Raw genomic sequence first — 25,969 nt, 5'->3', positions numbered from 1 at the left:
GCACCCGCCTTTTTAACTACTAGACTTGGACCTCGTGCACGCATTGATGATCTCGAATCCAAACTCGACCTCACAAACCAACGCCCTCTTCCGCCAAATCGTTCCCTGCCTACAAGCGGTAGAGGGCCTGCACCTCAAGGTGCAATTTACGCATTACCCTGGCCATGCAGAAGAGATGGTCAAGGGAATGACCAGGGATGACTACGACGTCATCATTGCTGTGGGCGGAGATGGAACCGTCAACGAGGTAGTCAACGGGCTCCTCGGTCCGGCGGATGAGCAGCGTCCCGATCCGCAGTCCATCCCGGCGCTGGCCGTAATTCCTACCGGCTCCGCCAATGTCTTTGTGCGCGCTCTAGGGTTCCCCAACACCCCAATGGAGGCCACCCATGTGCTGGCTCGCATGCTCGACCGGGATCTGCGCCGCACCATTTACCTAGGAACGTGGAACGAGCGGTGGTTTGCCGTCAATGCCGGCTTCGGTTTGGACGCGGATGTCCTGGCCCGCGTGGATCGCGCTCGTGAGCAGGGATTTTCGGCCACTCCGCTGCGCTACCTCAACGTTGCCATTCGGGCTTGGAGCCGTGCGCGGAAGAACCCGCCGCATATTGCAGTCAAGGCCGAGTCCAGCAGCGGCGAACAGCTGCGCAAGGACGATGTGCCACTGCTGTTTACCTCGAATACCAACCCGTGGACTTTCCTGGGCCCGCTGCCGGTAGTGACTAACCCGCGCAATTCCTTCGATGAGGGCCTTGCCCTGTTTGGGTTGGAGGAGTTTAGCGGGCTCGGCGGCGTTGTCGGCCTGTTGCACCTCTTCGGTGCTGATAAGCGCGGATGGCTCAATAAGCTCACCAAGGAAAAGACGGTGGCCTTCGACGACGCCATGCGGGTAGAGCTCGTCTGCCGCGAACCGCAGCGTTTCCAAGCCGATGGAGAATCGGAGGGGCGCTTTGACGCGGTTACCTTGGCCTCCGTGAAGGATGCCATTGAGGTATTCGCCCCGCAGGATAGGCGGGAGGCCCATCAGCGCACGATGAAGGAAGTTCTCCGGGACTTTATTCGCCTGCGCTAGTCTGCGGCGCGGGGCCGAACCGGTGCTTGGTATCGGCGGCCTTCTTTTCCGCCTCTTCCACGGCCTTTTGCTCCGAGCCTTCAATCTCTAGCGGGGAGAGCTGGGCCAGCTGCACCTTGATATTGCGGCGCTGTACCTCGAAGGAAATGGTTCCTCCCTGCATCTTTACCGCGGTCGCTTGCGCCGGAAGCGGCAGCTGGCGGGTGTCGAAGTTGAGGGAAAAGGCCTTTTGTAGGCGCTCATCGTCCGTGTCATAGACCTGCATGCGAAACTCCGGACCAACCAGGCGGAGGGTGACCTTGGCGGTGGACTTGTGGGCGTCGCCAGGCAGGGTGCCCGTTAGCTCTGCTTCTGCAGAGGTGCCACCGGAGGGGGAAATATCGTCCGGGTTAGCAATCGAGAGATCGGTAATTCCCAACAGGCGGCCCAGGGCCACACCATCCAAGGAAATGCCGCGCGAATAGGTGGAGACGGGCGCGCCCTCAATATCTCCGTTCATGACCTGCTCTGGGGTGACGGTGATATCGCGCAGTACGGTCGAAGCGTTGACCATGCCCAGCTTGGGCACCTCCACGTCCAGCGCCTTGACCTCGAGATAAGGGATTTCCTTCGAAGCCGCCGCCCACACGTAGGGGGTGCCGCCGATGAAGACATCCGGCGTATTATCCAGCCGCGAATTGGCTTTCACGGCTTGAGCCACCTTGTGTTCCGTGTGCATAGCCACGCAGGCATCCGCCACCCAGGCCGCAATCAGCACGCACACCACGAGGAGGACGTGCACGATGCGCCGGTCAATCTTTAGAACACTCACCCTTTCATTCTTACCCTACGTATTCTGGGGCCTATGACTAGCAATGCCTTTAAGATTACGGAAGAAAAACTGCCGGACGCCCCGGAGCTGGCTCGCCGCGTAAAAGCGCTGGCTGAGCAGGCCGAACGCCAGGATGGGATGGCGCCGCTGTCGGAGCAATTCCTCAACGGTCTTAGCGATTCCCGCTTGCAGCACCGCCACCTGGTGGCCTGGGCAGGGGAGGAGCCATGCGGCGTAGCCAGTCTGGAGGGCTCTACCGCCGAGCTATTCATTGCCCCTGACTTCCGTGGGCAGGGCTATGGTGCCGCGCTTTACGACGCCGCCGCTAAGACCCCCAACCTGCAAGCTTGGGCCCATGGAAACCTGCCGGCGGCACAGGCGCTGGCGCACTCCCGCGATCTGCAGGTCACCCGCAAGCTGGTGGTCATGGGTATCGGGGGAGAAGAGCTCGCAGCAGCTGCGCGCCCCGAAGGCTTGCCACTGACCGCCCTGAATTACACCGAAGCGGTGGATAAGTGGGGCACGGATTTTGTGGAAGAGCAGTGGCTCAAGGTAAATAACGAGGCCTTTTCCTGGCATCCCGAACAAGGCGGCTGGGATTTCGATCGCCTGCACCGTGGCATGGAGGCAGACTGGTTCGACCCCGCAGACCTGCTTTTCCTGTGGGATACGGCAGAGGAGCCGGTCCTGGCCGGCTTCCACTGGACCAAGTGGCATGCGGAGGAAACTCCGGGCTTCGGTGAGGTCTACGTGGTGGGCTTGGCGGAAGACTACCGCGGTAAGAAGTTGGGCGGTCCGCTGCTGCAAATTGGCCTGCGCCGCATGGTGGAAAAGGGCGCTCAGCGGGTAATTCTTTATGTAGAAGCGGATAATGATCCGGCGCTGAAGGCGTATGAGCGCCTAGGCTTTGAAGTCGATGAAGAGCACGTCGTATGGGGCGTGTGTGACTAACGTCATGGGGTGCACGACGTTTGTTCACCCAGTGTTCACCTCTTGGCACCCTTTTGGTCAGATCCTGCGGATAGCTTTACACCCTGTGAGTTAACCGCACCTGTGCGCCTGCATCTCGCCCCAGAAGGCGGAGCGGGATGCAGGAAGTATCTCTCTAGGAGATGCGGTTTCCTCGGACAATCAATCTCTGATCTGCACCGGAAAGGGTTTTCCCGTGATTCGCAACTTCAAGCGCACTGCCGCAATCTTCGGCATCGTAGCCGCAACCTCCACCGCTCTCGTAGCTTGCTCTGAGGAGTCTGGCTCCTCCTCCGATTCCGCTGGCGGCGAGGACGTCTCCGGCGAGCTCGTCGGTGACGGCGCATCCTCCCAGCAGAACGCAATGTCCTACTTCCAGACCGCGTTCTCCGAGGATCACCCAGACGCTTCCCTGTCCTACAACGCTTCCGGTTCCGGCGCCGGCGTTGAGGCCTTCACCAATGGCCAGGCTGACTTCGCTGGTTCTGACTCCGCTCTGAAGGAAGACGAGGGTGAGGTCGAGGCTGCTGCTAAGCGTTGCGATGGCAACGAGGCATGGCACCTGCCAACCACCATCGGTCCGGTTGCAATCGCCTACAACCTGGGTGACACCGAGATTAACCTCTCCACCAAGACCCTGGGCAAGATCTTCAAGGGCGAAATCAAGAAGTGGAACGACAAGGCCATCGCTGCTGATAACGAGGGCACTGACCTGCCGGACAAGGACATCACCGTCATCTTCCGTTCTGACGAGTCCGGTACCTCCGCAAACTTCCAGAAGTTCCTGAAGGCCGCTACCGGTGACTGGGACTCCGAGGGCAAGCAGTTCCCAGACTCTGTTGGTGAGGGTGCTAACGGCTCCTCCGGCGTTGCTGACCAGGTTGCAAGCATCGATGGTGCTATCACCTACGTCGAGGCTGGCTTCGCAGACCAGAAGGAAGGCGAGGGCGTCAAGAAGGCCAAGATCGACTTCGGCCACGGCCCGGTTGAGCTGTCCACCGAGTCCGTCAACAAGGCTCTGGAGAACCTGGAGTTCAAGAAGACCGACTCCGAGCACAACATGGTTGTTGACTCCGAGGCACTGTTCTCCTCCGACAACGAGGGTGCATACCCGCTCATTCTGACCACCTACAACATCGTCTGCTCCAAGGGCTACGATGAGGAGACCTCCAAGCTGGTCAAGTCCTTCTTCACCACCGTCCTGGATCACCAGGATGACCAGCTGGCTGAGCAGGGATTCATCCCGGTTGAGGGTGCACACCTGGACAAGCTGAAGGCTGCTGTTGACGCTCTGCAGTAAGCGCTAAAGCTGCAATAGCTTAATACCTCCCCGCCCCCACTGCCGCACACGATTCGCGCTTTGGGGGCGCAGGTATGTAACGATATTTTCCATTCTTAACGCTGAAAAGGATTAACAGTCTCATGGCAGACAATAATCTCACCACGGCTCCAGAGCAGACGGATGCAAACGCCACCTCTGCCGAGCGAGTCTCCAACAGCGGACACGACGAGGTAGCTACCACCAGCTCCAATAGCGGCGTTAAGCGCCCAGGCGACCGTGTCTTTGAATTCCTGTCCACTGCTTCGGCAACCCTCATCACCGTTATGATTGCCGCCATTGCCGCCTTCCTGCTGTGGCGTGCGGTTCCCGCCCTAGGCGTTAACGACGGCGGCATCATGGGCTTCTTCACCTATGGCGGACGATGGGAGACCACCGATACCTCTGCGATGAAGTTCGGTATCCCGACCATGTTCGGTACCACCGTTCTCATCTCCGTCTTCGCCCTTCTGCTGGCTATGCCGGTGGCCCTAGCCATCGCCATCTTCCTGTCCAACTACGCGCCTGCCCGCTTGGTTAAGCCGCTCGGCTTCCTCGTGGACATGCTCGCTGCAGTTCCGTCCATCGTCTACGGCCTGTGGGGTTGGCAGGTTCTTGGCCCGGCACTGTCCGGTTTCTACTCCTGGATGGAATCCTGGGCGGGTGGCTTCTTCCTGTTCCACGTCTTCGATAACTCGCCGTCGTTTGCAACCGGCCGCAACCTGTTTACCGGTGGCATCGTGCTTGCCGTGATGATTCTGCCGATCATCGCTGCTACCGCGCGCGAGGTCTTCGTGCAGACCCCTCCGGGCCAGGTGGAATCCGCCCTGGCTCTGGGCGCTACCCGCTGGGAAGTTATCCGCATGACCGTTCTGCCATTCGGTATGTCCGGCTACATCGCCGGCTCCATGCTCGGCCTGGGCCGTGCACTGGGTGAGACCATGGCGCTGTACATGGTTGTCTCCCCGCTGATTGACTTCCGCTTCTCGCTTTTCGACGGCGGCACGACCTTCGCCACGGCCATCGCCCTGGCATCTGCCGAGTTCGGTAACGAGATGCGCGCTGGTGCCTACATCGCCGCCGGCCTCATGCTGTTCTTGCTGACCTTCGTGGTCAACGCAATTGCCCGCGCCATCGTGAAGAATAAGTAAGGAGGGGAGGATCAATGACTACGACTACTAATGCCAAGCCTGCCTCCCAAGGCGGCGCGACCTTCCTGGATATCTCCGGCTCCCGCAAGATGACCAATAACATCGCCACCGCGGTGGTCTGGGGCGCAATGATTCTGGCCATGATTCCGCTGGTGTGGGTTCTGTGGGAACTCATCGCCCGCGGCAGTGGCGTCATCCTCAACCCTGAGTGGTGGACCGCCTCCCAGCGCGGCATCATGAATAGCTCTGCCGGCGGCGGTGCCGCTCACGCCATCGTTGGTACCTTCGTCCAGACCATTCTGGCCTCCATTATCTCTATCCCGATCGGTATCTTTACCGCCATCTACTTGGTGGAGTACTCCAAGGGCGGCTGGCTCGGCCGCATCACCACCTTCATGGTGGACATCCTGTCCGGTGTGCCTTCCATCGTTGCTGCCCTGTTTATCTTCGCCATGTGGATCACCCTGTTCGGCTTCGGCCGCTCCGGCTTCGCCGTGGCGCTGTCCCTGGTGCTGCTGATGATTCCGATCGTGGTGCGCAATACCGAAGAGATGCTACGCGTGGTCCCAATGGATCTGCGTGAGGCATCCTACGCACTCGGCGTTCCGAAGTGGAAGACCATCGCCCGCATCGTTCTGCCTACCGCCCTGTCCGGCATCGTCACCGGCATCATGCTGGCGATTGCCCGCGTGATGGGTGAGTCCTCGCCGGTGCTGGTCTTGGTTGGTTCCTCCTCCGTCATCAACTGGGACGCCTTCAAGGGCTCTCAGTCCTCGCTCCCACTGATGATGCTGGATATGTACAAGGCCGGCGCACAGCCCGCCGTACTGGACAAGCTCTGGGGAGCAGCGTTGACGCTGGTTATCCTCATCGCCGTCCTCAACATTGCGGCCCGCATCGTTTCCGCGAAGTTCTCGGTTAAGAAGTAAACGCCGTACCACTCGATTCCGCCAAACACTTGCTAGAGGAGAAACTCCCAAATGTCTAAGCTCGCGCTCAATGACGTGAACATTTTTTACGGCGACTTCCACGCCGTGCAGAACGTGAATATGCAGATTCCGGCCCAGGCCGTGACCGCATTCATCGGCCCTTCCGGCTGTGGTAAGTCCACCGTGCTGCGCACCATCAACCGCATGCACGAGGTCATCCCCGGCGCCTACGTGAAGGGCGAAATCCTGCTCGATGGCACCAATATTTACGGACCGAAGGTCGACCCGGTATCCGTACGCAACACCATCGGCATGGTCTTCCAGAAGGCTAACCCGTTCCCCACGATGTCCATCGAGGACAACGTCGTGGCAGGCCTGAAGCTGTCCGGTGAAAAGAACAAGAAGAAGCTCAAGGAAGTCGCGGAGAAATCCCTGCGCGGCGCCAACTTGTGGGACGAGGTTAAGGACCGCCTGGACAAGCCAGGCGGCGGCCTCTCCGGTGGTCAGCAGCAGCGTCTGTGCATCGCCCGCGCTATCGCCGTGGAGCCAGAGGTGCTACTCATGGACGAGCCTTGCTCCGCACTGGACCCGATTTCCACCCTCGCTGTGGAGGACCTCATCCACGAGCTGAAGGAAAACTTCACCATCGTCATCGTGACCCACAACATGCAGCAGGCAGCCCGCGTGTCCGATAAGACCGGCTTCTTCTCCCTAGAAGCAACCGGCAAGCCGGGCCACCTGGTGGAGTTCGACGACACCACCAAGATCTTCGAGAATCCTTCCCAGAAGGAGACCGAGGATTACATCTCTGGACGCTTTGGCTAAAGAGTAAGAGAGATTGTCCGAGAGAAGGGGGGGCCGGTTCGAAAGAACCGGCCCCCCTTCTTTGGTGCTTAAATCCGTCTAACGGCGGAATTGACGCTCGAGATCTGCCATCCGTGCTTCGAAGTCGGCGTCCTTTTTGTCCTCTTCTAGCTTCTTGGCATAGGCATTGGGCAAAAGACCCGTGGTCAGATAGATGATGTGGCCGGCCACGGAGACGCAGTGGTCCGCATAGCGCTCGTAGTAACGCGTAATTTGTGAGGTCTCAACTGCTTCACGCACGCTGCCTTCCCATTCGCGCTGAGTCAGGATGCGCAGAATATGGGAGTTGATATCATCCACCGCATCATCGTCGGCACGGAGGTTGACGGACAAATCCGCATCAGGGGTGACGAGGATATCGTGCAGGACCGACCCCATTTCTTCAGTGAGACGGTACATTTCCTCGAAGTAGCCGATGTAATTCGCCGGTACCACGGTGTCAGGGTGGCGGCGGCGCGCGGAGTCCGCGATGTGCTGGGAAAGCCGGCCCATCCGGTAGAGATCCTCCACGATATAGATGGAGGAGACAACCTGGCGGAGATCCTGTGCCATGGGGTTTTCCAGGGCCAAGAGTTTTACAGCACGCTCAGAGCACCGAGCGCGGATCTCATCTAGCTCCTCAGCCATGGTGAGGGCATCTTCCGCGGAGTCCAAGGCGCCTTGCAGCAGCGCCAAGGAGGCCTTATCCATGATGTCGCGAACGGTATCGCACATCACGATGAGGTCGTGGGAGAAATTGTCTAGGTGTTCCCTGTAAGCGGCACGCATGCCAAAGATAATAGCGAAAAATTTCGGGGCTTGCGCAACTTAAGTGGAGCATAAATGAAAGCTTCCTGTGTGCCCCTAGCTGCTCTTATACCTTTGTTAGGTTATCCGCCGGAGTTCATAATGTCAGCGGCAACCGGAACGCAGTCGTCTTCTGGATCGTCGAGCCAACCATCCGGCAAAGCCACCTTGGATGGGGAGCCCTGGCGGCCGCGGGCTCCGTCGGCGTCGGCAGCCAGGGCATCGGAGTCTGCCCAAGGTGCAAGGAGCTCACGCAAGGCATCGAGGGAATTGACCTTGGCTAAGCCCGCTCGGACCTGGCCACCGACCGGGAAACCGCGCAGGTACCAACCGATGTGCTTGCGGATATCGCGGGAAGCATTGTCCTCACCATCGTGCTCGGCCAGCAGCTCCGCGTGGCGGAGGATTACCTGGGTGACCTCGCCCAGGGTGGGCTCTGCCGGGATGGATTCGCCGCGCAGTGCGGCGCCGAGCTCAGCAAAAAGCCACGGGCGGCCAAGGCAGCCGCGGCCTACCTGCACGCCGTCGCAGCCGGTTTGTTCCATCATGCGGCGGGCATCCTCGGCGCGGAAGATATCGCCATTGCCCAGCACTGGCACGCCGGTATCTGCCAGATGCTCTTTGAGGCGGGCGATTTCGTCCCATCGTGCCTCGCCGGAGTAGCGCTGAGCGGCGGTGCGGCCGTGCAGGGTAACGGCGGCGGCACCGGACTCGACGGCGATGCGCCCGGCGTCGAGATGCGTATGGTGCTCGTCGTCAATGCCCACGCGCATTTTTACCGTGACCGGGATATTGGTGCCCTCTGTGGCCTTGACCGCGGCGGAGACGATATTGCCAAAGAGGCGTCGTTTATAAGGCAGCGCGGAACCGCCGCCGCGGCGGGTCACCTTGGGAACCGGGCAACCAAAGTTCATATCGATGTGGTCCGCCAGGTTTTCGTCGACGATCATCTTTGCGGCTTTATACGTATATTCCGGATCCACCGTATAGATCTGTAAGGAACGGGGATCCTCCTGCGGCGCAAAGGTGGTCATGTGCAGCGTCTTTTCATTGCGCTCTACCAGTGCACGGGCGGTGACCATCTCGCAGACATAGAGGCCCGACACCGTGCCGGTGCGTTGCAGCTCCTGCTCTCGGCACAACGTGCGGAAGGCAACGTTGGTTACCCCCGCCATCGGGGCGAGGATGACGGGGGAGGAGAGATCGTAGTGTCCAATGCGCAAATTCACGCCCCAATTGTGCTAGTTAACGGGGGAAAATAGCAACCGGGCCCACAGTGGCGACGTACCCTATTTTTGCTTTATGGGGTAGAGGTCACATAAAAGTGGTGGAAATCTTGCAAAGATTCGCTAATGTGGGCTGTGTAACTAATTAGAACGGCCGTTATTTTGGCTGGCCCCTTAATGAAGGAGGATTACCCTTGTCCGAGAGAATCGCGTACGCCCCATTCGAGAAGCTCGTGGTTTCTGCAGAAGAGGCTGCTCAGCACGTCAACCACGGTGACCGCGTGGGCATTTCTGGCTTCACCGGTGCTGGCTACCCCAAGGGTCTGCCCACCGCCATTGCAGAGAAGGCCAAGGCTCTCCATGAAAAGGGCGAGGAATTTAAGATCGACGTCTTCTCCGGCGCGTCCACCGCCCCGGACTGCGATGGCGTTCTGGCGGAAGCCGAGGCGATTCGCTTCCGCTCTCCTTATAACTCCGATCCCACCCTGCGTAAGCAGTTCAATGATGGCACCGCGCTTTATCAGGATATCCACCTGTCTCACTCGGGCCAGCAGGTAGAAGAGGGCTTCTACGGTGACTTCCAGGTAGCCATTATTGAGGCCGTGCGCATTACCGAAGAAGGCCACGTGGTGCCGTCCTCCGCAGTGGGCAATAACCTCGAGTTCATCGAGGCTGCGGATAAGATCATCATTGAGATCAATGAGTGGCAGTCCATCAACCTCGAGGGCATGCACGATATCTACCGCATTGAAAAGCTGCCTAACCGCCAGCCAATCCCTATCACTAAGCCGGGCGACCGCATCGGTACCACCTACATGGAGGTGCCGGAGGACAAGGTTGTTGCAGTGGTGAAGACCGATGCTCCGGACCGCAACGCACCATTCAAGGAACCGGACGAGATTTCCGAGAAGATCGCCGCCAACTTCATTGAGTTCCTCGAGGGTGAGGTCGCCGCTGGTCGCCTTGAGTATGACAAGTTCATCATGCAATCCGGCGTGGGCAACGTCCCCAACGCTGTGATGGCCGGCCTGCTGGATTCCAAGTTTGAGAATATTCAGGCCTATACCGAGGTCATTCAGGACGGCATGCTCGACCTCATCGATGCAGGCAAGATGACCATGGCTTCCGCCACCTCCTTCGCGCTGTCCCCGGACTACGCGGAGAAGATGAATGAGGAGGCAGAGCGCTACCGCAAGCACATCATCCTGCGCCCGCAGCAGGTCTCCAACCACCCAGAGGTCATCCGCCGCGTCGGCCTGATTTCCTCCAACGGCATGATTGAGGCCGATATCTACGGCAACATCAACTCCACTAACGTCTCCGGCTCCCGCATTATGAACGGCACCGGCGGCTCGGGTGACTTCACTCGCAACGCTTATATCTCCACCTTCGTTTCCCCGTCGGTGGCCAAGGATGGCGCGATTTCTGCGTTGGTTCCGTTCGTGTCCCACACGGACCACACCGAGCACGACACCATGGTTATCATTACCGAGTACGGCGTGGCCGACCTCCGCGGCCTGGCGCCGAAGGAACGCGTGGAGAAGGTCATCTCCGTGGCACATCCGGATTACCGTCCGTTGCTCGAGGAATACTTCAACCGTGCCAAGGAAAACAAGTTCCAGCACACTCCGCACGACCTGAAGACCGCCTTTGACTTCCAGGTTCGCTTCATGGAGAAGGGCGATATGCGAGGCTAGTCTAGCCACGCCCCGGCAGGCGCTCAGCGGCGAGCTGGGCGCCTTTCGCTTGCCGACGCCCCCTGATTAGGACTTTGCAAATACCGCACGCTAAAATGTAGCGGCGTTGGGCCTTTAGCTCAGTTGGTAGAGCTACGGACTTTTAATCCGCAGGTCGTGGGTTCGATCCCCACAGGGCCCACAACTGGAGCCACCTTTTTGGGTGGCTCCTTTTAGTTTTTGACCATCTTCTTAATGGCGCGCATGGCCTCTTCTAGCTTCTCGGTGGCTACCTCACCGTCCTCGGCGGCGGCACCAGCCACACAGTGCTCAATATGGTCTTCTAGGAGCGCCAGTGAGACATTCTCCAGCGCCGACTTCACCGCCGAAATCTGGGTAATGATGTCGATGCAATATTGGTCCTCTTCGATCATACGGTGGATGCCGCGTGTTTGACCTTCAATACGTTTAAGCCGTGCAAGGTAGCGATCCTTACTCTTTGAATCTGCGTTATATCCGTGCACGTGTGGCTCGTGGCAGGAGCACGTTTGATGCTGGTCAGGCATGGTTCTTAATCTTTCTGGGGGAGCGATTTTGTAACTAGGTGAGGTCTCCAGTATATTTCTAGAGGTCGCCTTAGCGCGACGGGCCCCCATCGTCTAGCGGCCTAGGACACTGCCCTTTCACGGCAGCGGCACGGGTTCGAATCCCGTTGGGGGTACGAAGCTCTTTCGCTTCATACCGGTCTTTTTTAAGGCCACAATTCAATATGGCCCTGTGGCGCAGTTGGTTAGCGCGCCGCCCTGTCACGGCGGAGGTCGCGGGTTCAAGTCCCGTCAGGGTCGCATTTTTGCGACGCACTCGGTCCTTGCTGGTTTTAAGTAAGGACCGAGTGTTTTCTTTTCTGCTCCAGGTGCGACCTTTAGACATCCCCGGTACGTTTGTGTATTGAATCACTCTTCTCTTTACAAGGGCTAGGTTAGATGTCTACATCACATTTCTCGCCTCGCACGTGGGGCGCAGTTCTTTCAATAATTTTCCTCAGTTTGCTGGCGGTCCCGTTCGCAGCCGCGCAGTCCGCGGAATCGTCCACGACAGCTTCGTCTACAGCGCCGAGTTCAGACTTGGGACCGACGAGCGATAAACAGTCCAAGGTGGCGCTTGTTATGGACGCCTCGTTCTCCATGGCGGATCCAGAAAGCGAGGGCGGCCCATCGAAAATGCAGGCGGCCAAGGACGCGACGAACCAGCTCGTCGATAAGCTTCCGGACAGCGCCCTTGTCGGCGCCGTCGCGTATGGCTCCAAGGAGTCGAATGCGCCGGATAATAAAGATCGTGGTTGCCAGGATATTTCCGTACTGTCGCCGGTCGGGAGGATCGACAAGGCCGGGCTGAAAGACAGCTTTAATGCTTTGGAACCCAAGGGCTACACTCCCATCGGAAACTCGCTGAAGAAGGCCGCGGAACAGCTCAAGGCTGCCGGCGGCGAGGGCGACAACTCCATCGTGCTCGTCTCGGACGGCATCGACACCTGCGCGCCGCCGCCGGTGTGCGACGTGGCCAAGGAGCTTGCTGCTGACGGCGTGGGGCTCACGGTTCACACCATCGGATTCCAGGTTGACGAGAAGGCGCAGTCTGAGCTGGATTGCGTCGCTGAGGCAACGGGCGGCCAGTCGCTCGCTGCGGCGAATGCTGCTGAGCTTGCGCAGAACATGGAGTTCCTCACGCTGCGTTCTGTCAACATGTACGAGGCAAAGGGTACCCCGTTCGAGTTCGCCGATGATCCTGACAATGCCAAGTATCTCGGGGAGGGCACCTACCACACGAAGGTCCTGCCCCGTATGGGTAAGAACGAGGGCGAGGATCGCCCGTTCTACACCAAGCTTTCCGTGCCTGAGGGCTACAACGCGTATGTCACGGTCTTTGCTATCCCAGAGCAGAACGCGGAGGGTAAGAAAACCTCGGACTTCAGCTCCACGGTCGAGGCTGAAAACCCTGCGCCCAACTGTGAGGACTACGCAACCACGGTACAGTCGAGCCCACTCTCGACGCGCGGCGGCCGTTACAGGCCGCCCTATTCCGCCAGCGTGCTGGTGCAAAACGAAAAGCAGCCCGAGGACGAGGAAGATCGTTGTATCAAGATGGACGATTGGGACATCGTGACAACGCTGCACTTCTCTGACACGTCCAGCTCCGACCAGATCAACCAGGATGTCGAGCTCGACGTTGAGGTCAACGTGCAGTACGTCAAGGCTGGCGCGTTCGCTGGCGACGAAAAGAAGCCGTATGCGTCTCGTGAGCTCCCTGAGGTCACGCAGATTGAGGAGGGCGCACCTGTGGCCGGCGGCGCTACCTTCGACTCCGCGGCAGCCGTGACGCCGGGGGAGACCTATAACGACGCCATCGTTGATGGCGAATATCGCTTCTATAAGTTTGATGTGCCCTACGGCAAGCGCCCGGTCGTGACTGTGCAGGGGCGCAAGACGGTCGCGGAGCACGCGAGCTACGACTTGAATTGGGATTTTTATAACCCCACGCGTGCCAGCGTGCTCGCGCAAGGGGATATCTACGTGGGAAGCGAAGAAAAAGTGGAGCGCAGCGCCGGCGATTCCGCCGTGCAATGGGCCAACCGTACCGAGTACATCGATGGACCCCTGACGCTCCCCGGCACGTATTATCTCGTATTCGCAAAGAGCGTGAGTAATAGCACGCTGGATTCTACGTCGGGCATGGACCAGGGCTACTCGTTCAAGGTGGAGCTCGACGGTGAGCCGATGGACGGTCCCGAGTTCACACCGAATTTTGAGCCAGGTGCCGAGCCTTCCGATACCCCCATCAACCTAGCTAAGGCCTCTGAGGCGACCACGGCCGAGGATGCGCCCAAGGAAGGTGACAATGCAGAGAAGCAGTCCGCCGATGCTGATGTCGCACAGGCCGGTGAGGACTCTGCTGGTGGCAGTAACCTCAAAGGCATGCTCATCGGTGCTGGAGTCGTTCTCCTTATCGCGGTGGGCGCTGCGGGCGGATTCCTGCTCGTTCGCCGCAAATAGTACGTACGTCTAAGTTCTTCACCATGTCACCGTCCTGGAAAGGGGCAGTGACATGGTGATTTGTGTGATTTTAGGGCCGTTGTGTAGAGTATCTATTCGTGCCCGAGAGCACAATAACGATAGAATATGGCCCTGTGGCGCAGTTGGTTAGCGCGCCGCCCTGTCACGGCGGAGGTCGCGGGTTCAAGTCCCGTCAGGGTCGCGGAAACCTTCGGGTTTCTGGCCAGATAGCTCAGTCGGTAGAGCACACGCCTGAAAAGTGTGGGGTCGCCAGTTCGATCCTGGCTCTGGCCACAATAATGGCTCCTCGAAAGAGGGGCCATTTTTGCTTAGTATGGGCACATGGAACACGCTATTGCACACCAGACCGAAAAGTCCCGCTACGTCCTTACCGTGGACGGCGTCGAGGCGGGTGCATGCTACTACGTAGACGCCGGCACGACCCGCGAGTTCAACCACACGGTCATTAAAGATGCTTTCCGTGGCCAAGGTTTGTCCGCGCCGCTGATTAAGGCAGCGCTTGACGACGTCCGGGGCGTCGGCAAGCAAGTCATTGCTTCCTGCTCGGCAGTGGCGCACTTTATAGAAAAGAATCCCGAATACCGCGACCTGCTGCGCTCAGAAGGCATATAAAAGCGGCCCGCAGTTGCCTGTGAGCCGCTGGGAAAGAATTTAGATGTAGTAGTCGGGATCGACCAGTTTGATGCGCTCATTCGGGTTGCGCGGACGGTTCTTGGCCGGAATGCCCACCGCGATATGTTCGGCGGGAACATCCTTCGTCACCACGGCATTGGCGCCAATGGCCGAACCTTCACCGATCGTAATGGGGCCGAGCACCTTGGCGCCCGCACCGATGGTGACATTGTCTTCGATGGTGGGGTGGCGCTTGGTCTGGGTGAGCACCTGGCCGCCGAGGGTGACGCCATGGTAGAGCATGACGCCATCGCCAATCTCTGCGGTTTCACCAATGACGATGCCCATGCCATGGTCAATAAAGAAGCGGCGGCCGATTGTGGCGCCAGGGTGGATCTCCACGCCGGTAAAGAAGCGGTTAATCTGCGCCAAGATGCGCGCAGGCCCGCGCAGCCCGCGCTTCCACATCCAGTGCGAAATGCGGTGAGACCACACCGCGTGGAGGCCGGAGTACACTACTGCATTTTCGATGTCGCCACGTGCGGCCGGATCGTGATCTCTTGCATTTGCTAAGTCTTCACGGATGTAGCTCATAATGTTCATGCCCACATAGTACTGGCATAAAAAAGGCACCCGCCAAGGTTGGCGGGTGCTTTTATTCAAGCGAAGTAATTTAAGCTTCGCGGATGTCCTCGAAAAGGATGGTGGAGACGTAGCGCTCACCGAAGTCCGGCAGGACAACCACGATGGTCTTGCCCTCGAACTCTGGGCGCTCCGCCAGCTTCAGGGCTGCGGAAACGTTGGCGCCGGCGGAGATGCCAACCAGCAGGCCTTCCTGGGTAGCCAGGTCGCGGGATGCCTTGATGGACTCCTCGGTGGTGGCGGTAAAGACTTCGTCAAGAAGCTCGCGGTCAAGTACCTCAGGAACGAAGTTAGCGCCGATCCCCTGGATCTTGTGCGGGCCAGCGTGGCCTTCAGACAGGACAGGGGAGTCGGACGGCTCGACCGCAGCCAGGTGCAGGTCTGGGTTCTTGGACTTCAGGAAGCGACCCACACCGGTAACGGTGCCGCCGGTGCCTACGCCAGCAACGAAGGCGTCAACCTTGCCCTCGGCGTCTTCCCAAATCTCCGGGCCGGTGGTTTCCTCGTGAATCTTCGGGTTCGCCTCGTTAGCAAACTGTGCGGCAAGGATGGCGTTATCGGTCTCGGCGACAATTTCATTCGCCTTGTCGACGGCGCCCTGCATGCCCGCAGCGCCCGGGGTTAGTACGATTTCTGCGCCGTAGGCACGCAGCAGCACCTTGCGCTCATTGGACATGGTCTCTGGCATGGTCAGGATGACCTTGTAGCCCAAGGTGGCGCCAGCCAGGGCTAGGGCGATGCCGGTGTTGCCGGAGGTGGCCTCCACGATGGTGCCGCCTGGCTTGAGCTGGCCGGACTTCTCGGCTGCTGCAACGATGGCCTTGCCGATGCGGTCCTTCACGGAGTTAGCCGGGTTAAAGGATTCAACCTTGGCAAGCACGGTAGCGCCCTTGCCCTCGGTGATACGGTTCAGGCGGACCAGCGGGGTGCCGCCGATGGTTTCCATGATGTTGTTGTAGACAGCCATTCTGTGGACTCCTTTGGGAATCAGATTTGGGTTCAAATCGCGTACAACGCAAGCGTACACTACACAAGTAGACCAGTTAGTATATAAATTCTAGACTGAGTATTCGGGCATTTCATGTGGGATTGCAGCGCCGGATAAGCCGAGGGCGATTTCGAATTACCCCCACATGCTGTCTATACTTCCACTCAGTTGCCCGCTGGTCCCCAAATTCCCGGGGGAGGACGGGTACACCTGCTTGGTTACCCCCGACGAGGAAAGAGTCTCATGGAGTCGCATCGCCTCAAAGATGATGAAGAATCCGTACGCGCGGCCCTGTCGTCCCTGAAGACCGCTACAGGTATTCCGGTGACGATGTACGCCACGCTGCTGCCCGATAATCGCCTGCAGATCACACAGTGGGTGGGGCTACGCACCCCAGCGCTGCAGAATCTGATCATTGACTCTGGCGTCGGTGTAGGTGGGCGAGTGGTTAGCACTCGCCGCGCGGTAGGTGTATCCGATTACACTCGTGCCACCACCATTTCGCACGAGAACGACCGCGTAATCCAAGATGAGGGCCTGCACTCCATCGTGGCCGTGCCCGTTACGGTGCAGCGCGAAATTCGCGGCGTCCTCTACGTAGGCGTGCACTCCCCAGTTCGTTTGGGTGACAAGGTCATCGAAGAAGTGACGATGACCGCGCGCACCCTCGAGCAAGACCTGGCCGTTAATTCCGCCATGCGACGTGCCGATGGGTCCAAGGGCGGAGCGGCCCGCGGCCACGTCATGAACGGTGCCGAGTGGGAACAGGTCCGTTCCACTCACTCCAAGCTGCGCATGCTGGCCAACCGCGTAGAAGACGAAGAACTGCGCAAGGAGCTAGAGACGCTGTGTGACCAGATGGTCTCGCCGGTGCGCGTGAAGCAATCCACCAAGCTCTCCGCCCGCGAACTCGACGTTCTCTCTTGTGTGGCCCTAGGCCACACCAACGTAGAAGCGGCCGAGGAAATGGGAATCGGCGCAGAAACCGTGAAGTCTTATCTGCGCTCGGTAATGCGCAAACTCGGTGCGCACACCCGCTACGAAGCGGTCAATGCCGCACGCCGTATCGGCGCGTTGCCTTAAGAACCGGTAGCGTAGGCAGTTGTGAAAGATCAGTTTATTGTTTCCGGCGGTGCTCGCCTTGAGGGCACCGTTAAAGTAGATGGCGCGAAAAATAGCGTCTTGAAGCTCATGGCCGCATCCTTGCTGGCGGAGGGCACTACGACGCTGACGAACTGCCCAGAAATTCTGGACGTCCCCCTCATGAAGAAGGTTCTCGAGGGGCTCGGCTGCGAGGTAGTCATCGAAGGCTCTGAGGTTCGGATTACTACCCCTGCACAGCCGCAATCCAACGCGGATTTTGACGCGGTCCGCCAATTCCGCGCATCCGTCTGCGTGCTCGGGCCTTTGACCTCCCGCTGTGGCCACGCGAAGGTAGCGTTGCCTGGTGGTGACGCAATTGGCTCCCGCCCGCTCGATATGCACCAAACCGGCCTAGAAAAGCTCGGCGCCACCACCCGTATTGAACACGGTGCCGTCGTGGCAGAGGCTACGCACCTGCGAGGTGCGAATATCCGCCTGGACTTCCCGTCCGTAGGCGCAACCGAAAATATTCTTACCGCTGCGGTCCTCGCCGAAGGGGAAACCGTTCTCCATAACGCGGCTCGCGAGCCGGAAATCGTCGATCTGTGCACCATGCTCAAGTCCATGGGCGCCGATATCGAGGGCGAGGGAAGCTCGGTGGTGACCATCCGCGGCGTCGATAAGCTGCAGCCCACCCAGCATGAGGTTATTGGTGACCGAATTGTGGCCGGCACTTGGGCGTATGCCGCCGCTATGACCCAGGGCGATATCACCGTGGGTGGAATTTCCCCGCGCCACCTGCACTTGCCGCTAGAAAAGCTGAAGTCCGCCGGCGCGGAACTAGAGACCTATGAGAATGGTTTCCGCGTGCGCATGGATCAGCGACCACAGGCTGTGGACTACCAGACCCTGCCATTTCCGGGATTCCCCACCGACCTGCAGCCGATGGCTATTGGTATCTCTGCCATTGCGGACGGAACGACCGTCATTACGGAGAATGTCTTTGAATCCCGCTTCCGCTTTGTGGATGAAATGCTGCGCTTGGGTGCCGACGCCCAGGTTGACGGTCACCATGTAGTAGTCCGCGGTAAAGAACGACTCTCTTCTACTCACGTGTGGAGTTCCGATATTCGTGCGGGTGCGGGTCTTGTACTTTCTGCACTGTGCGCGGATGAGACCACTACGGTCCACGATGTTTTCCACATCGACCGCGGATACCCCAACTTTGTAGAAAACCTGCAGCGCCTCGGCGCCACAATTGAAAGAACTCAAGAAGAAGAGCTCTTTTAACGACGCCCCCAGCACACCGTTTTCCGTCGTGTGCTGGGGATTTGTCATTGTTGGAGGGGTTGGACTACATTAATCCAAGTCGCCGCGAGGTAGCCGGGAGGTTACTTTTGAGCGAATTTCGTGCGGACTTGGTTCAAGGATTTGACAGGGTTCATTGAGTTGAGTAAGTTTGTACGAGCCGCCAACGAGAGGTTAACGGTAGGTTAATTTTTTGTGGTGTGTGGATGATGTTTGAGAACTCAATAGTGTGCCAATGTACTTTTTATTTTTTGTGTGCATGGTTGTGTGTTGATTGGTTTGTCTGCCAATAGACCTAGGTGGTTTGTTGGTTGGTGTGTGCCGGTTGGGTATGTGAAACGCGTACCTATTTGAATGCTGTTTGGTGTTTCGGCTGCATTGAGATGGATTGGTTGGCATGTGATTGTGTTCAACTTTTTTGGTTTCCTTATTTTTGACCCCGTCGGGTTGAGGGAACTGTATTTTTTCTTTGTAGTAATTTTTTGGACGCCAGCACAGGCTTTTGTGGTTTGTGGTGGTTTGTTCTTTTGTTGGGTTTCGGGCTTTTCACGGCCTGTTTCGGATTTGTTCTGAAATTTTTTTTGTGGAGAGTTTGATCCTGGCTCAGGACGAACGCTGGCGGCGTGCTTAACACATGCAAGTCGAACGGAAAGGCCCTGCTTGCAGGGTACTCGAGTGGCGAACGGGTGAGTAACACGTGGGTGATCTGCCCTGCACTTCGGGATAAGCCTGGGAAACTGGGTCTAATACCGGATAGGAGCCATTTTTAGTGTGATGGTTGGAAAGTTTTTTCGGTGTAGGATGAGCTCGCGGCCTATCAGCTTGTTGGTGGGGTAATGGCCTACCAAGGCGGCGACGGGTAGCCGGCCTGAGAGGGTGGACGGCCACATTGGGACTGAGATACGGCCCAGACTCCTACGGGAGGCAGCAGTGGGGAATATTGCACAATGGGCGCAAGCCTGATGCAGCGACGCCGCGTGGGGGATGACGGCCTTCGGGTTGTAAACTCCTTTCGCTAGGGACGAAGCTTTTTGTGACGGTACCTAGATAAGAAGCACCGGCTAACTACGTGCCAGCAGCCGCGGTAATACGTAGGGTGCGAGCGTTGTCCGGAATTACTGGGCGTAAAGGGCTCGTAGGTGGTTTGTCGCGTCGTCTGTGAAATTCCGGGGCTTAACTCCGGGCGTGCAGGCGATACGGGCATAACTTGAGTACTGTAGGGGTAACTGGAATTCCTGGTGTAGCGGTGAAATGCGCAGATATCAGGAGGAACACCGATGGCGAAGGCAGGTTACTGGGCAGTTACTGACGCTGAGGAGCGAAAGCATGGGTAGCGAACAGGATTAGATACCCTGGTAGTCCATGCCGTAAACGGTGGGCGCTAGGTGTGAGGGTCTTTTCACGACTTTCGTGCCGTAGCTAACGCATTAAGCGCCCCGCCTGGGGAGTACGGCCGCAAGGCTAAAACTCAAAGGAATTGACGGGGGCCCGCACAAGCGGCGGAGCATGTGGATTAATTCGATGCAACGCGAAGAACCTTACCTGGGCTTGACATACACCGGATCGGGCTAGAGATAGTCTTTCCCTTTGTGGCTGGTGTACAGGTGGTGCATGGTTGTCGTCAGCTCGTGTCGTGAGATGTTGGGTTAAGTCCCGCAACGAGCGCAACCCTTGTCTTATGTTGCCAGCATTTGGTTGGGGACTCATGAGAGACTGCCGGGGTCAACTCGGAGGAAGGTGGGGATGACGTCAAATCATCATGCCCCTTATGTCCAGGGCTTCACACATGCTACAATGGTCGGTACAACGCGCAGCGACACTGTGAGGTGGAGCGAATCGCTGAAAGCCGGCCTTAGTTCGGATTGGGGTCTGCAACTCGACCCCATGAAGTCGGAGTCGCTAGTAATCGCAGATCAGCAATGCTGCGGTGAATACGTTCCCGGGCCTTGTACACACCGCCCGTCACGTCATGAAAGTTGGTAACACCCGAAGCCGGTGGCCCAAACTTGTTAGGGAGCCGTCGAAGGTGGGATCGGCGATTGGGACGAAGTCGTAACAAGGTACCCGTACCGGAAGGTGCGGGTGGATCACCTCCTTTCTAAGGAGCTTTTATTTTTCGGGTGCAGTTGCACCCTTGGTTGGTTGAGTATGCGAGTGTCATACTGCCAACTTTTATTATTGAAAATTGTCCGGGTGAAACACACACCTGATGAGACAAGACCAAGTGTTTGAATGGCGCTTTGTGACACACGTTGTCCATGCACAGTTGAACAAGAAATAATGTTGTTTGTATGTTGGTGCATTGTTGGGTGTCTGGGGCATTATCCCCTTTTTTGTGCCTGACCATAAGGCTTGTTGACACGGTTCGTGTTGGCAGGGTGTGGTTGGGGTGTTGTGTGAGAACTGTATAGTGGACGCGAGCATTAAACACAGATGAATGGGCCGTGTGGTTTGTTTGTGTGTGTTTGTGTGATTTCTTTTTTCTTTAATCAATTTTTTGTCAAGTTCACTTGTGTGGCCACCCGCATGTTTGTGTGTGGTGGTTTGTGTGTTCGTTATTAAGGGCGCATGGTGGATGCCTTGGCATGCTGAGCCGATGAAGGACGTGAAAGGCTGCGTTAAGCCTCGGGGAGTTGTCAATTAAGCGTTGATCCGAGGATGTCCGAATGGGGAAACCTGGCCCTGGTTATGTGGGGTTACCCTTCAGTGAATTCATAGCTGTTGTGGGGGTTTACGCGGGGAAGTGAAACATCTCAGTACCCGTAGGAGGAGAAAATAATAATGATTCTGCTAGTAGTGGCGAACGAACGTGGATGAGGCTAAACCGTGTGCATGTGATACCTGGTAGGGGTTGTGTGTGCGGTGTTGTGGGCCCCAATTGACGGTGACTACCATCATCGTGCTCGTGTGTTGTTGTTAGGTGAAGTGGTTTGGAATGGCCTGCCGGAGAAGGTGAGAGTCCTGTAGTTGAAGACAATGGCATGTGGGTTGTTGGGTTGCCCGAGTAGCAGCGGGCTCGTGGAATCTGCTGTGAATCTGCCGGGACCACCCGGTAAGCCTAAATACTCAGTGTGACCGATAGTGTATGAGTACCGTGAGGGAATGGTGAAAAGTACCCCGGGAGGGGAGTGAAATAGTTCCTGAAACCATGTGCTTACAATCCGTCAGAGCACCGTGTGTGTGTGTGATGGCGTGCCTTTTGAAGAATGAGCCTGCGAGTCAGCGGCATGTCGCGAGGTTAACCCGTGTGGGGTAGCCGTAGGGAAACCGAATCCTAATGGGGTGCAAAGTGGCATGTCCTGGACCCGAAGCGGGGTGATCTACCCATGGCCAGTGTGAAGCAGCTGTAAGAGGTTGTGGAGGCGCGAACCCACGTAGGTTGAAAACTGCGGGGATGAGCTGTGGGTAGGGGTGAAAGGCCAATCAAACTCCGTGATAGCTGGTTCTCCCCGAAATGCATTTAGGTGCAGCGTCGTATTATAGCTTGGTGGAGGTAGAGCGACTGGTTGGTTGAGCGGGACTACAATCTTAGCAATGTCAGCCAAACTCCGAATGCCACTAATTGTGTTGTACGGCAGTGAGACTGTGGGGGATAAGCTTCATAGTCGAGAGGGAAACAGCCCAGATCGCCGGTTAAGGCCCCTAAGGGTGTACTAAGTGGAAAAGGATGTGGGATCGCGAAGACAGCCAGGAGGTTGGCTTAGAAGCAGCCATCCTTGAAAGAGTGCGTAATAGCTCACTGGTCGAGTGGTTCTGCGCCGACAATGTAGTGGGGCTCAAGTACACCGCCGAAGCCGCGGCAAACATTTTTTGTTTGGGTAGGGGAGCGTCGTGCATGGGTTGAAGCGTTACCGTAAGGAGGCGTGGACTGTGTGCGAGTGAGAATGCAGGCATGAGTAACGAATTGATAGGTGAGAATCCTATCCGCCGGATGACTAAGGGTTCCTGGGTCAAGTTCGTCTTCCCAGGGTGAGTCGGGACCTAAGGCGAGGCCGACAGGCGTAGTCGATGGATAACCAGTTGATATTCTGGTACCCGTACATGCGCGCCCATGATAAAGCACTGATACTAACCACCGCGGATGCACTGCTAGTCTTCTTTGAAGACTGGTGGTGCTGATGTCGTGGGGCCTGATGTGTGGTTCAAGTGATGGGGTGACGCAGTGAGGTAGCCACGCCACTTATTGGATTGGTGGTGTAAGCGTGCAGATCGTGTGGTAGGTAAATCCGCCACACATTTGGTTGAGACGTGATGCGTAGACCCACAAGGGTTGATGGTGGTGATCCTGTACTGTCGAGAAAAGCCTCTAGCGATGTGTGTGTATGGCCCGTACCCTAAACCGACACAGGTAGTCAGGTTGAAAATACTAAGGCGTTCGGGTGAACTGTGGTTAAGGAATTCGGCAAAATGCCCCCGTAACTTCGGGAGAAGGGGGGCCTCACGACGTGAAGGTCTTTACGGCTGGAAGCGTTGTGGGGTCGCAGAGAATAGAGGGAAGCGACTGTTTATCAAAAACACAGGTCCATGCGAAGACGTTAAGTTGATGTATATGGACTGACGCCTGCCCGGTGCTGGAAGGTTAAGAGGACCGGTTAGTCAACTTTGTTGGCGAAGCTGAGAATTTAAGCCCCAGTAAACGGCGGTGGTAACTATAACCATCCTAAGGTAGCGAAATTCCTTGTCGGGTAAGTTCCGACCTGCACGAATGGCGTAACGACTTCTCTGCTGTCTCAACCACAGGCCCGGTGAAATTGCACTACGAGTAAAGATGCTCGTTACGCGCGGCAGGACGAAAAGACCCCGGGACCTTCACTATAGCTTGGTATTGGTGTTTGGTTCGGTTTGTGTAGGATAGGTGGGAGACTTGGAAGCTATCACGCTAGTGGTGGTGGAGTCGTTGTTGAAATACCACTCTGATCGGATTGAGCATCTAACCTTGGCCCATGATCTGGGTTGGGGACAGTGCCTGGTGGGTAGTTTAACTGGGGCGGTTGCCTCCCAAAATGTAACGGAGGCGCCCAAAGGTTCCCTCAGCCTGGTTGGCAATCAGGTGGTGAGTGTAAGTGCACAAGGGAGCTTGACTGTGAGACAGACATGTCGAGCAGGGACGAAAGTCGGGACTAGTGATCCGGCACCTACTTGTGGATGTGGTGTCGCTCAACGGATAAAAGGTACCCCGGGGATAACAGGCTGATCTTCCCCAAGAGTCCATATCGACGGGATGGTTTGGCACCTCGATGTCGGCTCGTCGCATCCTGGGGCTGGAGTAGGTCCCAAGGGTTGGGCTGTTCGCCCATTAAAGCGGCACGCGAGCTGGGTTCAGAACGTCGTGAGACAGTTCGGTCTCTATCCGCCGCGCGCGTTGAAACTTGAAGAAAGCTGTCCCTAGTACGAGAGGACCGGGACGGACGTACCTCTAGTGTGCCAGTTATCCCGCCAGGGGTATCGCTGGTTGGCTACGTACGGAAGGGATAACCGCTGAAAGCATCTAAGCGGGAAGCCTGTTTTAAGATGAGGTTTCGTTAAGGTCCCCTAAAGACGATAGGGTAGATAGGCCAGACCTGGAAGCACTGTAAGGTGTGAAGGCTACTGGTACTAATTGACCACAACAAACACCAACACACTACGTGTACTGGCAAAACAACAAGAGAAGAAGAAACAGTCACTGTCGTGACCGCGTCCACTATGCAGTATCTGACACAACACCCAGAGCAAAAGGGCACCCAAAAAGGGTATTTTTGCTTCGTATGTTTGTCGGTGGTCAATAGCTGCAGGGAAACGCCCGGTCCCATTCCGAACCCGGAAGCTAAGCCTGCACACGCTGATGGTACTGCAACCGGGAGGTTGTGGGAGAGTAAGTCACCGCCGACACCAAACAACAACGAACAATTTCATACTGAAACAACAGGGAAGGAAACGGTTAATCACCGTCTCCTTCCCTTTTTTGCGTTCTACGGCAACATACCTCACGCGACGGTGCTTCACCACACACGCTTGATGGCTTTAGACCCCATGGAACTGCACACACCTGGCGGGAAGGTGGCAGGCAACGAACCCTAAACCTTTGCTTTTACCCCCCGCTTTCTTGTGGCGTGTGACTCTGGGGATCCCTGCGGGTTTAGGGTGGGTTAGGACCTGACCCCTGTTTGGTGGACACCTGATATCCAGCCCAGTCGGGCTGGAAGAAAGGTAATCTACCACCATGTCCAGGTACTCCGAACAGTTCAAACGCGATGCCGTGGCCCTCTACGAAAACAATGAGGACCTCTCACTGAACTCAGCATCAGCAGAGCTCGGTATCAACCGTGCCTCGCTGCATTCTTGGATCAAGAAGTACGGCACCGGCAAACGTGCCCGCACAAAAAGCATGCGCGACAAGGTCCAAGCAGCGAATGATTCCGAACGGATCCGCCAGTTAGAAAAAGAGAACGCAAAGCTGCGCGAAGAACGTGACATCCTGCGCAAGGCCGCGAAATATTTTGCCGAAGAGACTCACTGGTGATCCGCTTCCAGTTTGTCTATGACCACCGAACCGAATTCTCGGTTAAGCGGATGTGCCAGGTGTTAAAGCTCAATCGCTCCTCGTTCTACAAATGGGTGCAAACCCGCGAAGAACGCAGGTTAAAGACGTGTTCGGATGCTCTTATTGGTGCAAGAATCAAGACCATCTTCGATGATGAATACGGGCTTTATGGTGCTAAACGCATCGCTGCAAGCCTTAAAGCCGATACGAGCTTTGGCCCGATAAATCACAAGAAAGTCGCACGAATCATGAAATCCATGGGACTTAAAGGCTTTACCAAACGCCGCCGATGCGTCACTACCAGGCGTAAGCCTGGTCACCGCGTCATGCCAGATCTAGTAGGCCGCAGATTCACAGCTGACAGGCCAAACCACGTCTATGTAGGCGACATTACGTACCTGCCGTGTAAGGGCGGCAAGAACATGTACCTGGCCACGGTCATCGACGTCTACTCGCGCAAACTTGTCGGACATGCACTCGCCGATCACATGCGGGTATCACTGGTTATCGAAGCTTTGTCCCATGCCAGGAAAGTCCGCGGAAGCCTTAAAGGGGCAATTTTCCATTCTGATCACGGCAGCGTGTACACCTCACAAGCCTTTAGGAACTATTGCTCGTCGTTGGGTGTGCGCCAGTCTATGGGAGCGGTAGGAACGAGTGCTGATAACGCCCTAGCAGAATCGTTTAACGCCACGCTCAAGCGGGAAATCTTGCGTGACAGGAAAGTCTTTGACAATCCGATCTCCTGCCGCCAAGAAGTCTTCCGGTGGTGCATGCGCTACAACACACGCCGACGGCACTCCTGGTGCAATCTTTCAGCTCCTGACGTCTTTGAAGCCGAGAATTCAGCTACACTGACTAGAGCAGCATAGCTAACCCCCGACGTGTCCACTTTCCGGGGGTCAGGCCCTTATTCGAACAGAAATGCCCCCCCACAAAA

General features: G+C 57.2%; 18 protein-coding genes, 5 tRNA genes and 3 rRNA genes. 20 read left to right on the top strand and 6 right to left on the bottom strand.

Features of this window, described 5'->3' with window-relative positions:
• The first annotated feature begins 46 nt into the window (after positions 1–46).
• A complete protein-coding gene (locus BJ985_RS06380) occupies positions 47–1,072 on the top strand; it encodes a diacylglycerol/lipid kinase family protein (RefSeq protein ID WP_179387593.1) in 1,026 nt (341 codons plus the stop codon).
• On the opposite strand, the gene BJ985_RS06375 is transcribed toward BJ985_RS06380, so the two are convergent.
• On the bottom strand, positions 1,056–1,883 hold the full coding sequence (locus BJ985_RS06375; protein WP_179386950.1) for an LmeA family phospholipid-binding protein: 828 nt from the start codon (positions 1,881–1,883) through the stop codon (positions 1,056–1,058). The genes BJ985_RS06380 and BJ985_RS06375 overlap by 17 nt on opposite strands.
• Before the next feature lie 33 nt (positions 1,884–1,916).
• Here BJ985_RS06375 and mshD point away from each other — a divergent pair, with 33 nt between their 5' ends.
• From mshD to pstB, 5 genes are all read left to right on the top strand, one after another.
• Positions 1,917–2,834, top strand: a complete 918-nt coding sequence (gene mshD / locus BJ985_RS06370) for a mycothiol synthase (RefSeq protein ID WP_005325815.1) — start codon at positions 1,917–1,919, stop codon at positions 2,832–2,834.
• A 214-nt stretch (positions 2,835–3,048) separates the two neighbouring features.
• Positions 3,049–4,152 carry a phosphate ABC transporter substrate-binding protein PstS gene (gene pstS, locus BJ985_RS06365; protein ID WP_179386949.1) on the top strand — a complete coding sequence of 368 codons (1,104 nt, stop codon included), beginning with the start codon at positions 3,049–3,051 and terminating at the stop codon, positions 4,150–4,152.
• 122 nt (positions 4,153–4,274) lie between these two features.
• Positions 4,275–5,321 carry a phosphate ABC transporter permease subunit PstC gene (pstC, locus tag BJ985_RS06360; protein WP_049378494.1) on the top strand — a complete coding sequence of 349 codons (1,047 nt, stop codon included), beginning with the start codon at positions 4,275–4,277 and terminating at the stop codon, positions 5,319–5,321.
• A gap of 14 nt (positions 5,322–5,335) precedes the next feature.
• Positions 5,336–6,250 (top strand): phosphate ABC transporter permease PstA, encoded by a 915-nt coding sequence (gene pstA, locus BJ985_RS06355; protein WP_179386948.1) that lies wholly within the window; start codon positions 5,336–5,338, stop codon positions 6,248–6,250.
• 51 nt (positions 6,251–6,301) lie between these two features.
• Entirely contained in the window at positions 6,302–7,075 is a 774-nt protein-coding gene (gene pstB / locus BJ985_RS06350; RefSeq protein ID WP_005325820.1) for a phosphate ABC transporter ATP-binding protein PstB, read from the top strand.
• 78 nt (positions 7,076–7,153) lie between these two features.
• On the opposite strand, the gene phoU is transcribed toward pstB, so the two are convergent.
• The gene (phoU, locus tag BJ985_RS06345; protein ID WP_179386947.1) at positions 7,154–7,882 is read right to left on the bottom strand and encodes a phosphate signaling complex protein PhoU; all 729 of its coding nucleotides are present in this window, start codon (positions 7,880–7,882) and stop codon (positions 7,154–7,156) included.
• Positions 7,883–7,983: 101 nt separating this feature from the next.
• Positions 7,984–9,129, bottom strand: a complete 1,146-nt coding sequence (gene dusB, locus BJ985_RS06340) for a tRNA dihydrouridine synthase DusB (protein ID WP_179386946.1) — start codon at positions 9,127–9,129, stop codon at positions 7,984–7,986.
• A gap of 191 nt (positions 9,130–9,320) precedes the next feature.
• Between dusB and scpC the strand changes: the two genes are divergently transcribed.
• Together scpC and BJ985_RS06330 are read left to right on the top strand one after the other, a co-directional pair.
• Positions 9,321–10,823 (top strand): succinyl-CoA:acetate CoA-transferase ScpC, encoded by a 1,503-nt coding sequence (gene scpC / locus BJ985_RS06335; protein WP_179386945.1) that lies wholly within the window; start codon positions 9,321–9,323, stop codon positions 10,821–10,823.
• A 108-nt stretch (positions 10,824–10,931) separates the two neighbouring features.
• Positions 10,932–11,004: transfer RNA gene (locus BJ985_RS06330), tRNA-Lys, on the top strand.
• A gap of 31 nt (positions 11,005–11,035) precedes the next feature.
• Here the strand turns inward: BJ985_RS06330 and BJ985_RS06325 are convergent.
• Positions 11,036–11,368, bottom strand: coding sequence for a metal-sensitive transcriptional regulator (locus BJ985_RS06325; protein ID WP_218840695.1), 333 nt, complete (start codon positions 11,366–11,368; stop codon positions 11,036–11,038).
• An 82-nt stretch (positions 11,369–11,450) separates the two neighbouring features.
• Between BJ985_RS06325 and BJ985_RS06320 the strand changes: the two genes are divergently transcribed.
• The 6 genes from BJ985_RS06320 to BJ985_RS06295 all read left to right on the top strand — a co-directional run bounded on the left by BJ985_RS06320 (position 11,451) and on the right by BJ985_RS06295 (position 14,485).
• Positions 11,451–11,523: transfer RNA gene (locus BJ985_RS06320), tRNA-Glu, on the top strand.
• Positions 11,524–11,573: 50 nt separating this feature from the next.
• A tRNA-Asp gene (locus BJ985_RS06315) sits at positions 11,574–11,647 on the top strand.
• Between the two features lie 321 nt (positions 11,648–11,968).
• Positions 11,969–13,852 (top strand): vWA domain-containing protein, encoded by a 1,884-nt coding sequence (locus BJ985_RS06310; protein WP_179386944.1) that lies wholly within the window; start codon positions 11,969–11,971, stop codon positions 13,850–13,852.
• Positions 13,853–13,980: 128 nt separating this feature from the next.
• Positions 13,981–14,054: transfer RNA gene (locus BJ985_RS06305), tRNA-Asp, on the top strand.
• Between the two features lie 19 nt (positions 14,055–14,073).
• A tRNA-Phe gene (locus BJ985_RS06300) sits at positions 14,074–14,146 on the top strand.
• A gap of 48 nt (positions 14,147–14,194) precedes the next feature.
• The gene (locus tag BJ985_RS06295; RefSeq protein WP_179386943.1) at positions 14,195–14,485 is read left to right on the top strand and encodes a GNAT family N-acetyltransferase; all 291 of its coding nucleotides are present in this window, start codon (positions 14,195–14,197) and stop codon (positions 14,483–14,485) included.
• 39 nt (positions 14,486–14,524) lie between these two features.
• On the opposite strand, the gene epsC is transcribed toward BJ985_RS06295, so the two are convergent.
• Both epsC and cysK read right to left on the bottom strand, forming a co-directional pair.
• On the bottom strand, positions 14,525–15,088 hold the full coding sequence (gene epsC / locus BJ985_RS06290; RefSeq protein WP_179386942.1) for a serine O-acetyltransferase EpsC: 564 nt from the start codon (positions 15,086–15,088) through the stop codon (positions 14,525–14,527).
• A gap of 70 nt (positions 15,089–15,158) precedes the next feature.
• Entirely contained in the window at positions 15,159–16,094 is a 936-nt protein-coding gene (gene cysK / locus BJ985_RS06285; RefSeq protein ID WP_005325832.1) for a cysteine synthase A, read from the bottom strand.
• Between the two features lie 264 nt (positions 16,095–16,358).
• Between cysK and ramA the strand changes: the two genes are divergently transcribed.
• The 6 genes from ramA to BJ985_RS06255 all read left to right on the top strand — a co-directional run bounded on the left by ramA (position 16,359) and on the right by BJ985_RS06255 (position 25,901).
• Positions 16,359–17,198 (top strand): acetate metabolism transcriptional regulator RamA, encoded by an 840-nt coding sequence (gene ramA, locus BJ985_RS06280; protein ID WP_005325834.1) that lies wholly within the window; start codon positions 16,359–16,361, stop codon positions 17,196–17,198.
• Positions 17,199–17,219: 21 nt separating this feature from the next.
• A complete protein-coding gene (gene murA / locus BJ985_RS06275; RefSeq protein ID WP_005325837.1) occupies positions 17,220–18,488 on the top strand; it encodes a UDP-N-acetylglucosamine 1-carboxyvinyltransferase in 1,269 nt (422 codons plus the stop codon).
• A gap of 598 nt (positions 18,489–19,086) precedes the next feature.
• Positions 19,087–20,604 (top strand): 16S ribosomal RNA (locus BJ985_RS06270).
• Positions 20,605–21,054: 450 nt separating this feature from the next.
• Positions 21,055–24,124 (top strand): 23S ribosomal RNA (locus tag BJ985_RS06265).
• A 135-nt stretch (positions 24,125–24,259) separates the two neighbouring features.
• Positions 24,260–24,377: ribosomal RNA gene (gene rrf, locus BJ985_RS06260) — 5S ribosomal RNA — on the top strand.
• Together the 16S, 23S and 5S rRNA genes form the textbook arrangement of a ribosomal RNA operon.
• Before the next feature lie 331 nt (positions 24,378–24,708).
• A protein-coding gene (locus BJ985_RS06255) for an IS3 family transposase (protein WP_100067808.1) occupies positions 24,709–25,901 on the top strand; the annotation gives its coding sequence in 2 pieces (ribosomal slippage) (positions 24,709–24,988 and positions 24,988–25,901; 1,194 coding nt in all).
• The last annotated feature ends 68 nt before the right edge of the window (positions 25,902–25,969 follow it).

Origin of the sequence: Corynebacterium tuberculostearicum, assembly GCF_013408445.1 — a bacterium.
Classification (GTDB): domain Bacteria; phylum Actinomycetota; class Actinomycetes; order Mycobacteriales; family Mycobacteriaceae; genus Corynebacterium; species Corynebacterium tuberculostearicum.
This window is presented reverse-complemented; position numbering and strand designations above follow the sequence as displayed.

What these genes read in the sequence shown, in the direction of transcription:
- BJ985_RS06380 (WP_179387593.1), top strand. Translation starts at nt 47, where the DNA reads ATGATCTCGAATCCAAACTCGACCTCACAAACCAACGCCCTCTTCCGC.
- mshD (WP_005325815.1), top strand. Translation starts at nt 1,917, where the DNA reads ATGACTAGCAATGCCTTTAAGATTACGGAAGAAAAACTGCCGGACGCC.
- pstC (WP_049378494.1), top strand. Translation starts at nt 4,275, where the DNA reads ATGGCAGACAATAATCTCACCACGGCTCCAGAGCAGACGGATGCAAAC.
- pstA (WP_179386948.1), top strand. Translation starts at nt 5,336, where the DNA reads ATGACTACGACTACTAATGCCAAGCCTGCCTCCCAAGGCGGCGCGACC.
- pstB (WP_005325820.1), top strand. Translation starts at nt 6,302, where the DNA reads ATGTCTAAGCTCGCGCTCAATGACGTGAACATTTTTTACGGCGACTTC.
- phoU (WP_179386947.1), bottom strand. Translation starts at nt 7,882, where the DNA reads ATGCGTGCCGCTTACAGGGAACACCTAGACAATTTCTCCCACGACCTC.
- BJ985_RS06325 (WP_218840695.1), bottom strand. Translation starts at nt 11,368, where the DNA reads ATGCCTGACCAGCATCAAACGTGCTCCTGCCACGAGCCACACGTGCAC.
- BJ985_RS06310 (WP_179386944.1), top strand. Translation starts at nt 11,969, where the DNA reads ATGGACGCCTCGTTCTCCATGGCGGATCCAGAAAGCGAGGGCGGCCCA.
- BJ985_RS06295 (WP_179386943.1), top strand. Translation starts at nt 14,195, where the DNA reads ATGGAACACGCTATTGCACACCAGACCGAAAAGTCCCGCTACGTCCTT.
- epsC (WP_179386942.1), bottom strand. Translation starts at nt 15,088, where the DNA reads ATGAACATTATGAGCTACATCCGTGAAGACTTAGCAAATGCAAGAGAT.
- cysK (WP_005325832.1), bottom strand. Translation starts at nt 16,094, where the DNA reads ATGGCTGTCTACAACAACATCATGGAAACCATCGGCGGCACCCCGCTG.
- ramA (WP_005325834.1), top strand. Translation starts at nt 16,359, where the DNA reads ATGGAGTCGCATCGCCTCAAAGATGATGAAGAATCCGTACGCGCGGCC.